Source organism: Spirosoma harenae (assembly GCF_054776975.1).
The window spans coordinates 226,601-238,735 of the sequence record NZ_BAAHBD010000007.1; the positions used below are offsets into that span (position 1 = coordinate 226,601).

The following is a 12,135-nucleotide window of genomic DNA, read 5'->3' on the forward strand; positions in this document are numbered from 1 at the left end:
GGTTTTTACTTTTTAGTGTATTCACCTACGCGGGCATGAATGGCTTCAACCGTTCGGCGGGCCGACGTAAAAGCACCTGCCATCCAGGCTGTTAAATAGGTTGTATGTTCTCCGGCGAAATAGATATTGCCATCCGGTTCGAGTAGCGATGCGTAGAATTTTTTCCGGGCAGAATCATCGTAATTGGCCCAGCCTCCACCGCTGTAAGGAATTCGATGCCAGGCTAGCGAAAAGGAGTTTTCAAATTCCGTTGGGTATTGCGGGTGAATTTTGCCGCCTTGCGTCAGGGCCATTTTTTCCCGCTCCGCAACGGGCAAAGCGCCCACTGCTTCGGCTCGGCTATAAAAATTATAATAGCCAATTAGAACGCCTTTCTTTTCCTGCAAACCAAACGATGGATACCAGATTTGGTTGATATCCATATTTGTACGAGAAATTCCACCATAAATTCCGTCATCTTCTTCCCAAAACCGCCGTTTAAATTGCAGGCCGATTTTGCCGGTTTTCATGTAAGGAATAAAATCGGCAGCCCGTTGAACTGTCCCCGAAAGATCAGATTCGAGATTTTTGAGCATCGGTAACGGCAACGTACAAACGCAGAATTCGCCAGTTACCTCAACGGGTTTACCGTCTTTCTGATAGACTACCCGAACACCATTCTCCGTCTTCCGAAGTTCTTTAACGGGGGCGTTGAAGATGATTTTGCCCGTCAACTTTTTCTCTAAGGCCTTCGGAATGGCGTCCATTCCACCAACAGGTTGCAAGAGCGTTGCCTGTTGTTCATAAGCATAGTCGCCAACGTTGTAGAAAACGGGTTGCATAAATCCTGATCGGAGTAAGTCCGTCAAGCCGTAAGGATCGGTTTGCGTTCCTGGATTATGCCCTGCACCAGGCTCACTTTTTACTTTATAACCTCGCCGATTCGTGCCTTTATACAAATGAGCCGTATTTAAGTCACCTTCATTTTTCAGGAAGTCGACCAGTTTTTCAACGTCTTCTTTGGTTAACTGCTGATCCAGCGACGATTGGTCGAGCGCTTTGGCAAGGAGTTCAGCGGTGTAGCCACGCATGTCGTGGTGATAGTCACTGATGCGCATACGGCGATTGGCAAAATCGCCGGTTCCACCGTCGTTGTACAGATAAGCCGATTCATTGGCTCCATTAAAAATCTGCAGCGGAACGCCTAATTCGCGGCAGTATTGAAGCGTTAGTTGATGGTGATGCGGAATCCGGGCTGCTCCGCCGTTGAAATATAATCCGTTCTCAAAGGAGCATGTCTGTGGTGTGCCCCCCAACTCGGTTTCTTTTGTTCCGCCCCGGATCGTCCAGACGCGCCCTCCCGAGCGGGAACGAGCTTCCAGAACCGTGCAATCGTACCCAAGTTTTCCGAGTTCATAAGCGGCTGTCATACCCGCTAGTCCGGCTCCCAGGATAATTATTTTTCGGCCTTTTCCATCGTTTTGTAGCCCATTGGCAGGCAAATTAAAGGCTGACGCGGGAGCTGGATGGAGCATTCCCCACGCCAATAAACTGGCATAACTGGCACTCGTTGAATTGATGAAGTCGCGTCGGGTCATAAAAAGAGTCGACAGTTGTCAGTTACTAGCCGTTAGCCTATAGAGTTCTTTACTAACGGCTAGTAACTGACAACTAATTTTAACCTACTACTTTCTTAAAGCCATCGATGAAAATGGCCATTTCATCCATAGTTCCTACACTGACCCGGCAATACGGCTGGCCGTTGAAATCACGCGTCTGAATACCAATGCCTTGGCCAAACATCTGGTTGCTAAAGGCACCGGTTTTCATTCGGATTGGGAACAGGATAAAGTTTGTAGAAGATGGAATTACCTCGTAGCCCATATCGGTCAGGGCTTTGGTGGTATATGTACGAGCTTTCGCGTTTTCGGCACGGCAGTGGTTTTGCCACTCTTTGTCCTGATAGCTGGCAATACCAGCCATCAGTGTTGTAATACTAACGGCAAATTCGCCGTTCGTATACTCATGCAACGTTTTGAGCGTGGCAGGTTGACCAATTGCGTAGCCTAAACGTAAGCCAGCAAATCCGTGAATTTTCGAGAACGTACGAGCTAGAATCACATTCAATCCGTCCGCTACTAGTTTGCCTAGTTTAGGGCGGTCGGCAGGTTCGAAGAAATCAATGTACGCTTCGTCGATGAATACAGGCACTTTAGGGGCAATTTCCCGACAGAATGCTTCCAGTTCGGCAGTAGGAACAATCGTACCTGTTGGGTTATTTGGATTAACGATGTAGATTAGTTTGACCTCTGGCGTAATTGCGGCTTTGATTGCAGGAAGATCATACTTATAATCTTTCGTCATCGGGAGCGCCTTGATTTTTGCGCCAAATTTCTCGGCTCGCTGGAGCAAGTCGTCGTAAGTCATAGCACTGGTAAGAATCGTACCACCACCCTTAGCGTAATAGTCAGCAGCCGCCATCAGAATATCCGATGAGCCCGGCGACATCATAATATTATCGGGTTTCACTAGGTCATCAGCTGCAATCAGAGTTTTCAACTGGCTGAACTCCATCCAGGCATAGCGGTTTCCGAGTTCGGCGGCTTTCACAAGAGCCTCTTTCGCATTTTGCGAGATGCCTAGTGGGTTTTCATTCGCGAATAACCGAGCCCGGAGTTTAGGCATTTTGCTAAATGGATCATCGGCGAAAGCAAATTCATTCGTAAATGACGAAACAAGCGGAGCGTTAGATTGGGCGGCTTCGGCGGGTGTAAATCGACTTAAGCCTAGCCCTGCGGTTAGAAGCCCACTGGCGCGCAGCCAATCCCGGCGAGATAGTTGTGATGACATGGTTTTTTGTATTTATCCCGGAACAAATAAGAGTAAAGTCAAATATAACTCCTTAGTAGATAGAGTTTTGTGAAAGTACGAATTTATGCTCAGAAAAAAAGCACTTACAACTAGTAAGTGCTTTAAAATAATTTTGATGTAAAAATCAATTGCAGAATTATCTACAACTAAAAAGCTGTTTTCCGGAATAAATTTTTCTATTAACGATTTGTGTTAAAAACGTATATTGACCCCGTTCTAATTAGTCAACGGTCTAAGTTAGCTATTGACCCATATAGCTGGAAATCAGAATTTTGGGCAGGGCAATTTTTTGTCCCGTCGCTTCACTCCAGATCGGCGGCCTTCAGGTTTGTCGAAAATATAAGACACTGATAATTCGTGTGATCCGCCACTGTTACCCAAAGTAGAAATTGTTAAATCATAGCTATAGCCAATAGAGAATTTCTCCATTCTCCAGCCAATCAGACCCGCTATCGCATCATGATTATTCAACGTCTGATCATATTTCTTGAAGGGAATTCCCCGGTAATAAGCACCAATCGTTAAAGGCGAATAAGTCAGATAAGCTCCCAAATCCAATTGGTCGTATTTTCCCTGGTGCTTGTACATAACCACTGGTGAAATACTAATTTCACGATCCTGTTCGTCAGCAAGTCCCGTAAAGCCCATTAGTGGAATTCGTAAGCCTGCCTGAATACTGGTTTTAACTGGTAAACGTTCGCGACCGCCAATAAAGAACCCCTGATCGGGACGATTGATATGGTGAGCTGATAAGCCAACCCAGAACCAGTCGGAGTAGAAGAGACCGCCTGTTGAAAAATCAACATATTTTTGAGTTGGTAGCCCGCCCATTAGCGCCGGATCACTTGAAACACTGCCTGTTATAAACCCACGATCCGTAAATTGATCACCAGTAGTAAGTCCAAAATAATTTACGCTCCGATTCACGTAAGATCCCTGTAAACCGAGCCGTACAAACGATGATTCACTTACCTGAAATTGGTATGCATATTGCAGACCAATATCTGTTGACTGGATGCGCCCCTGGCCCTGATTGTCATTTTGAATCATTAAGCCAATGCCACTATTGTATTTTTCGACGAAGTGGTCAAAAGCTACCATTGTCGTAACATAGTTCGTAATGGCTGGCCACTGGTTTCGGTAGTTTGCCGTAATCCGTGGTGCCAGAGCCGAACCGGCAAAAGCAGGATTCAGGTACATAGGGGCCGCATAAAACTGAGTAAATTGAGGGTCCTGAGCAAAGACCATCCGACTCAGCGTCAGTGCCAAAATTGTCAGTACGTATTTCTTAAGCATAATAGAAATTCATGGCAAAGACTGGGCCAACTTTACCGTTGCAACGTTATTATCGTAAACGAAGTATTTATCGTTGCAACAACCTATAAAATTAGTCGAATTTAAAGGGCTTTTGTGACGATCGGGCGATAAAATTTTAGTGAGTCATCGTCGTTTATACTAACGTAATGCCCCCGTGGTTGTTATATCGTGGCAGTGAAATTGGGAAGGTGGCTTGATTCAGCGTTTATTCATGTTAAACTTTAGCAGTCATATTCGTGTAGTTGGACTCTGGGCTGTACTATTCCTGTTGGCAGGAATGACGACGGCCTGGGCGCAGGGATTTAAAATCAGTGGCAAAGCCTGTATTCCTGATCAGGAGTGCAAATCTGATTCGCTTACATTTACCGATACATCCAGAATTAGTGCGACCTCGCATCTCTGGGATTTTGGGGATGGTACAACCATTACCAAGCAGCGCGATTCTGTTGCCAAACACGTTTATCAGCAACCAGGTACGTATACGGTTCGCTTAACCCGAACCGTAAGTGGGAGTGCACAGACGTCGGAGCGAATTATTAATATCAGTACGCCACCACCTGCGTTTATGAACTGGCGAACCGATACAACCATTTGTAAAGGCGAGACCATTACGCTGGACCCATACAATGGAACTGAACAGCCGGGTTATCGGTACATCTGGTACCCCAAAGGAGATACAACTCAATCGATTCAGGTCGATAGTTCAGGGTGTTATTCGGTCGAAGCCATCAGTCCGAACGGTTGTTCGTATCAGAACCGAATTAACGTAGATGTCTGTGGGGAACAAAAAGAATCTCAGGGTGTAAAGTGGTATTTTGGACAAAATGCTGGCTTGGATTTTAGCGGTGGAGGAACGCCAAAACCGCTTACAGATGGGAGTTTGAGCACCATTGAAGGGTCGTCATCCATTGCCAATACCAAGGGAGTTCTCTTATTTTACACGAACGGAATTATTATTTATGGGAAAGATGGTAAACCGTTGAAATCGCTGATACCGGGCGATACAACGACTAACCAGATACCACTAGACGGAAGCCCTAACTCCACCCAATCTGCTTTGATTGTGCCAAAACCGACTTGCCGAGGCTGCGAATATTTATATTACGTATATACAACGTCGGAAATTCGCGGCAAAAAAACGTTGACCTATAGCGTAGTTGATATGCGTCAGGATGGGGGCAAAGGGGCTATTGTTGAAAAGAATATTCTCCTGTCAAATCAAGGTACTGAACAGTCGGCGTCGGTAGCGAACACACGCGATTCTACTTATTGGGTAATTACCCGGAAATATGGCACGAATCAATACGAAGTTCGCCATTTAACACGTAGCGAGAATACTGATCCTGTAACGTATACAGGTGGTCAGGTAATTGATTCGCTCTCAAATGCAGAAGGTTATATAAAAATTGGTCCGGCCGATACAACAAGTGGTAACGAAGGAAATCGACCAATGGCGGTTGTTGTCCCCGGCCCTCCCAAAAATTCGATCGACTTATTCACGTTCAATGACTCAACGGGCGTTCTAACATTTCAACGGACAATCGATCTCGGGCCCACTCCTCCTAAAGCGTACGGGGCAGAATTCTCGCCCGATGGGAAGAGTCTCTACGTGACCATGCTGGCCGATACAAACAGTGATGGAAGCCTAAAAAATGCATCCTACATAGTCAAGTATGATCTGACGCAACCCGACTCCCTGGTGAATAAATCAAAAATGGTTGTCGATAGTAGTACGACCAGGCAATACGGCTCTATACAAATTGGGCCCGATGGTCGTATTTACGTAGCCATAAAGGGGAGCAGTTCTTTGGGTACCATTGAAAATCCGAACGGTGGTTTGCTCGATAGTTTGATTTTCAACCCATCTGGTCAATCGCTCGGGGGCAAAACGAGTCAGTTAGGGTTACCCAACTTAGTAGCGAATTTCAACGATCAGTCGAGTGGACCGGGACTTACGTATGGAGATACCTGCGTCAATGCGCCTACTGTGTTTCAGATAAGTCCGAACTGTCCAAAGCTAAAAGAAGCATACACGTTAGATTTTGGCGATGGTAGTCGCCCTTATTCAACTACGGCTACCGATCCAATTACGCACGCATACGCCAAACCGGGGCAGTATTTTGTCAGTCTCCAGATTATTACCAGAACCAGTAGCGGAGGCATTTGTAAAGACACCTTAATCCGGGATACACTGACCATCGTAGAATTACCGCCCGACATAAACCTGGGAGCAGACACGGCCATTTGTAATAAAAAAGGAATTACCCTGGATATAAAAGTACAGGCCAAAATGTACGTCTGGATTGTGAATGGAGCACTTGTCAGTAGGCAAAAGACCATCACTTTCGATCGGCCCGGCTATTACATTGCAGTAGGTATAGCCGCTAATGGTGAATGTTTCAAAAGCGATACGATTGAAGTTCAGATCAAACCAACTCCCTCACTTGATCTTGGGCCCGATACCGTTTTCTGTTACCGCTCATCGGTGGATTTAACCGTACCGCAACGAACCTGGACGCAGTTTCAGTGGAGTAATGGTGGAACGGAGCGAACGATATTCGTAACGAAAGCAGGAACCTATACCGTTACGGCGCAATCGACGGTGAACGGAACAACCTGCGAAAATTCGGATACGATTCGGGTTAGCGAACTGCCCAAATTACGAATGGCTGCCAGCTTGACCGGCCCAACAACTTGTACGTCAGCAGATGGGGTAATTAATGTAACGACTACACCCAATGGTATCTACGAGTATAACTGGACTAGATCCGATGGAGCCATTCTGACGGGCACAACCGGCCAGCAGGTCAGCCTGACGGAGGGTGGGTATAAAGTGAGCGTATCCGATACACTACACGACTGTAAAGCCGATACAGCATTCACCCTGAAATCTCCCGATAATCAGTTAGCCGTTTCACCACTGGTAAGAGATGCCTTGTGTAGTATACCGAATAGCGGTACAATAAGCCTGACAGTTACGGGAGGAACCATTGCTACTTATACCTGGCTGGATCAGAACAATGGTGTTGTGGCAACTACGCCCGCCCTTGGAACGGCTTCGCCGGGACTTTATAAGGTGCAATTGATTGATACGAAAGGATGTAAGTTGCTGAAGGATAGTATCCGGGTTGGCTTAGATAGCACTGGCTTTGCCCGATTAGGTCCTGATACACTAAAATGCAATGGACTAGCCATACTATTGGCCCCTCTGTCGGGTGATATACCGGGTAATGTTTATCAATGGAGTACGGGCGCATCTTCGCCCAGTATATCGGTCTCAAATCCAGGTTCGTATAGTCTGACCGTTAGAAATACGCAGTCGGGTTGTGTTGGACGAAGCAGTATCAACGTGGGTGATCGACCACCACCACCATTTTCATTAACCCAGCAGGCATCGCTTTGTGAGGGTGATTTAGGAAAAGCTACACTAACAGCTGGTGGAGCGGCCGGTCTGCGCTATCTGTGGATAAACCGAAATGATACGACCCGATCGATTATCGTCGATAAGGCAGGGGAGTACCAGGTTCGTGTGACGGACGTGCTGGGTTGTACAGCCGTAGGATCGGCTCGTGTGTTGAATCTGTGCGAACCAAGGGTGAATATACCAGATGCCTTTACGCCGAATAATGATGGGGTAAATGATGTGTTACAGATATTCACAGCTTACATTGTCAACTACCAGTTTAGAATCTACAATCGATGGGGCGAGGTAATTTTCGCGAGTGATAACCCAGAGCAGAAGTGGGATGGAACTTACCGCGGATCAACCTATCCATCAATGCTTTATCCCTACGTTGTGACGTTCACAAGCGAGTCGTTTCCCGAGCGTGGACCCGTTACAAAAAGAGGTACAGTAATGCTCATTCGATAGCGGTTTTCTCCTGTTTTTTTCGTAAATTTGACGTAAACGACCTGGTCTGAAACAGTCCATTTTGGACTGAAAAACGGGCCAGGTCTGTACGAATCAAAACCATGCGAAACGACTTTTTGAAAGGCTCATCCGATGGCATGACCGCTACCGACAAAGAAATCGAGCGGGCGCTCAGACCGCTTTCTTTCGAGGATTTTACGGGGCAGGAAAAAGTGCTGGATAACCTCGAAGTATTTGTCCGGGCTGCCATGCAACGGGGCGAAGCACTTGACCATGTTCTGCTTCATGGTCCTCCTGGTTTGGGGAAAACAACATTATCGCACATCATTGCTAATGAACTTAATGCCAACATAAAAATGACCTCTGGTCCTGTGTTGGACAAGCCAAGCGACCTGGCCGGATTGTTAACCAATCTGCAGCCAAACGATGTTCTGTTTATCGACGAGATTCACCGTCTCAATCCGATTGTGGAAGAGTACTTGTATTCGGCCATGGAAGATTACAAGATCGACATTATGCTCGATTCTGGGCCAAATGCGCGGACGGTACAGATCAAATTGAATCCATTTACGTTGATTGGCGCTACTACACGCGCTGGTATGCTTACATCGCCCCTACGAGCACGGTTTGGTATCAGTTGCCGACTTGAATATTACGATGCAAAATTGCTGACCAGTATCGTGCAGCGATCAGCCGCTATTTTAGGAACGCCAATTGACGAAACAGGCGCGTTTGAAATTGCCCGCCGGAGCCGGGGTACACCGCGTATCGCCAACAACCTTTTGCGACGAACCCGCGATTTTGCTCAGGTTAAAGGCAATGGATATATCAACGTCGAGATCGCTGAAATCGCTTTGAGCGCGCTCGACGTCGATCAAAACGGCTTGGATGACATGGATAATCGGATTCTGATGACGATTATTGACAAATTCAAAGGTGGCCCCGTTGGTCTGACTACCATTGCCACAGCCTGCGGTGAAGAAGCTGAGACGATTGAAGAAGTATATGAGCCATTCCTGATTCAGGAAGGGTTTCTAAAGCGGACTTCCCGTGGACGTGAAGCTACTGAAAAAGCCTATCGTCACCTGGGCATTATGCCGAATTTCCGAACGGGGGAATTATTTGGATAGACTCGCTTTTAAAACAGTAAAGCCGTAAAACAGTGATTCAAGATCTATCTGTTTTACGGCTTTACTGTTTTTGGATGAATTAGCTGATCAATGTGCTCTTATAGATGCAATCAATGATTTCCGCTACGGCGTTGTCAACCAGAAAGTAATATATGTTTTTACCGCTGCGCCGGATATCCAGAATTCCTTTATCCCGCATGTTAATTAAGTGGTGTGAGATCAATGATTGTTCCGCATTCAGATTCTTGTAGATTGCTGAGACATTCAATTCTTTATTTTCGTTCAGCATCTGAATAATTTTTATCCGCAGCGGATGGGCAACAGCTTTTAATACATAAGCTGCTTTGTCGATTTTTTTTTCTTCATCAAAAAGTTTGTCGGTAGGCATGACAATGGGTATTAGTTGGTAATAGTGATCTGAAAGATAATGTGAAAACAGACATATATAAAACACTAACCTGCTGAAAGTGAGATATATTTTATTTAATGGTTGTTTTCTATATCCTATAATAAGATGAAAACCTGTTTATTTTTCTTGCTGGTAACCAATTAGTAAGTTTTAGAGTTTCAGCAAGACGTATTTATTTACGCGCTGGTTTCCGAAATCGATTGCTTTGTACCACGCCAGCCAATTAAAAATACCCCAGTTAAGACGAGTAGAGTGCCAACAATTTGTTCAATACTAATTGTTTCGTTTATAATAGAAGATGATAACACAATGGTGAAAATAGGGCCAATGCTTGCAATAATCGAGGCATTTCCGGAGCCCACTCGTTTTATGCCTTCAGCAATCATAAACGTGGGAATAACCGTCACGAAAATGCCCATGCCTAATCCGAGTGCATATACGGGCATTGGGTAACTATCTAAATCCAGTCGATTCTGAATAGCGCAATGGATAACAGTGGGAACGGTCGCAGCGATCATGGCATAGCAAGTGTAGCGTTGTGAGCCAACCAGAGCAATCATCCGATCGCTGCCAACCAGATAGATCGCATAAACCAAACCACTTAAAATAACCCAAAAAGCGCCCAGCATAACGTCTTTCTGAACAGACGTCTCAATATTTCCCCAAAAAGCAAGCAGGATTCCTGCATAGGTCAGAAGCAGCGCAACGATCTGTAATTTAGAAATCGGCCGCCGGAAACCAATAGCATTTATAAGCAGGACGAAGGTAGGATAAATGAACAGCAGAATTCGCTCCAGGCTGGCCGTAATGTAAACGAGCCCTAAAAAGTTAAAGAAACTGGCAAGATAATAACCCGTTATCCCATAAAAGGCCAGGGCCATCCACTGCCGAAACGTTAACGGTACAGGAGGTTGCTTCTGAGCAATACGTAATAGGATAACAACATAAAAAGGAAGCGCAAAAAGCATCCGTAATGTCAGCAGCGAGATAGAATCAATTGGGTATTGATAGGCTAGCTTGATGAGTATTCCTTTTGTTGCAAAACAAAATGCCGCCAGAAAAACTAAAAAAGCTCCGACCCAGTAACGGCTACGTGACATAAGAGAGAAGGCATGGAAAAGGGTGCGCGAAGCAAGGATTGTAAAGTGCAGTAATCACCCATGCTCCGCGCCACTTACTCTATGCTATTTTTGTCGGAAGAACAGCGTGAGCGGTACGCCGGTAAAATCAAAATGATCGCGAAGTTTGTTTTCAAGGAATCGCTGATAGGATTCCTGAACATATTGCGGCAGATTGCAGAAGAAAACAAACGTTGGCGAAGGCGTTGGGACCTGAAGCATATATTTGATTTTGATATGCTTGCCTTTAATAGCCGGTGGCGGATATTTTTCGATTTCAGGCTGCAAAGCCTCATTTAGCTTCGAAGTAGCCACTTTTTTGTTCTTATTTTCGTAGACCTCCATCGCCTTTTCCATCACCTGAAAAATGCGTTGTTTTTCATGAACCGACGCGAAAATGATGGGCAAATAATCAATAGGCATCATCCGCTGAATCATCTCCTTCCGCCATACATCGGCAGTACGATGATCTTTTTCAACAGCATCCCACTTATTGACCATAATGACAATGCCCTTTTTCGCTTTTACGGCCTGACCAATAATAGTCAAATCCTGCGCTTCCAGGCCACGAGTTGCATCGAGCAGAATAATACAAACGTCCGACTCTTCCATCGCTTTAATTGAGCGGAGCGTCGAATAAAATTCGATGTTGTCCTGAATACGAGCTTTACGTCGAATACCGGCTGTATCGGTCAGGATAAAATCTTTTCCGTAAGCTTTATAGCGTGTATTGATCGCATCACGGGTTGTGCCCGCAATATCCGTTACAATACTGCGCTCCTGCCCAGTCAATACATTCAGAAAGGAAGATTTTCCAACATTTGGACGGCCCAGAATGGCTATGCGTGGAATACCAGCATCTGGATTTTCAACGCCATCGGTTTGAAAATGCTTTACAATCTCATCCAGCAAATCGCCCGTGCCCGTTCCAGTCATTGATGAAATGGGGTATGGATCGCCTAGACCTAGTCCGTAAAATTCAGCAGCTCCCTGAGCGCGCTCCGTTGTTTCGGCTTTATTGGCAACGATATAAACCGGTTTTTTCGACCGACGCAGCACATCCGCAAAGTCTTCATCCAGGCCCGTAATACCGGTTTGCGTATCAACAACGAATAACAAAACGGTTGATTCCTGAATTGCGATTTCTACTTGCTCACGAATTGATTCCTCAAATACATCTTCAGAACCAACAACATAACCACCTGTATCGATAACCGTAAAATACTTGTTATTCCACTCGGCGGTGCCATAATGGCGATCACGAGTTACGCCACTTTGGTTGTCCATGATAGCCTGTCGTTGCTCCGTCAGGCGATTAAATAACGTGGATTTGCCCACATTCGGGCGACCCACAATTGCAACAATGTTTGCCATTTTAGTTAGTGATGAGCGATGAGTGATGAAGAATGAGTGATAAGTGGCCTGATGCGCACAGCACTC

Annotated in this window: 8 protein-coding genes; 2 read left to right on the forward strand and 6 right to left on the reverse strand. The window is 45.7% G+C overall.

Going from position 1 to position 12,135, the window contains the following annotated elements:
• Window positions 1–5: 5 nt before the first annotated feature.
• The 3 genes from ACYVE4_RS06895 to ACYVE4_RS06905 form a co-directional block, all read right to left on the reverse strand.
• Window positions 6–1,577 (reverse strand): flavin monoamine oxidase family protein, encoded by a 1,572-nt coding sequence (locus ACYVE4_RS06895; protein WP_460996245.1) that lies wholly within the window; start codon window positions 1,575–1,577, stop codon window positions 6–8.
• 79 nt (window positions 1,578–1,656) lie between these two features.
• Entirely contained in the window at window positions 1,657–2,829 is a 1,173-nt protein-coding gene (locus ACYVE4_RS06900; RefSeq protein WP_460996246.1) for a pyridoxal phosphate-dependent aminotransferase, read from the reverse strand.
• Window positions 2,830–3,114: 285 nt separating this feature from the next.
• Entirely contained in the window at window positions 3,115–4,146 is a 1,032-nt protein-coding gene (locus ACYVE4_RS06905) for a PorP/SprF family type IX secretion system membrane protein (RefSeq protein ID WP_460996247.1), read from the reverse strand.
• A 232-nt stretch (window positions 4,147–4,378) separates the two neighbouring features.
• Between ACYVE4_RS06905 and ACYVE4_RS06910 the strand changes: the two genes are divergently transcribed.
• Window positions 4,379–8,038: a PKD domain-containing protein gene (locus ACYVE4_RS06910; protein WP_460996248.1), complete on the forward strand. Its 3,660-nt coding sequence runs from the start codon at window positions 4,379–4,381 to the stop codon at window positions 8,036–8,038.
• Window positions 8,039–8,139: 101 nt separating this feature from the next.
• The gene (gene ruvB, locus ACYVE4_RS06915; RefSeq protein ID WP_460996249.1) at window positions 8,140–9,168 is read left to right on the forward strand and encodes a Holliday junction branch migration DNA helicase RuvB; all 1,029 of its coding nucleotides are present in this window, start codon (window positions 8,140–8,142) and stop codon (window positions 9,166–9,168) included.
• A gap of 79 nt (window positions 9,169–9,247) precedes the next feature.
• On the opposite strand, the gene ACYVE4_RS06920 is transcribed toward ruvB, so the two are convergent.
• From ACYVE4_RS06920 to der, 3 genes are all read right to left on the reverse strand, one after another.
• Entirely contained in the window at window positions 9,248–9,556 is a 309-nt protein-coding gene (locus ACYVE4_RS06920) for an ArsR/SmtB family transcription factor (protein WP_460996250.1), read from the reverse strand.
• A gap of 197 nt (window positions 9,557–9,753) precedes the next feature.
• Window positions 9,754–10,677, reverse strand: a complete 924-nt coding sequence (locus ACYVE4_RS06925; protein ID WP_460996254.1) for a DMT family transporter — start codon at window positions 10,675–10,677, stop codon at window positions 9,754–9,756.
• 84 nt (window positions 10,678–10,761) lie between these two features.
• A complete protein-coding gene (gene der, locus ACYVE4_RS06930) occupies window positions 10,762–12,069 on the reverse strand; it encodes a ribosome biogenesis GTPase Der (protein ID WP_460996260.1) in 1,308 nt (435 codons plus the stop codon).
• Window positions 12,070–12,135 lie beyond the last annotated feature (66 nt).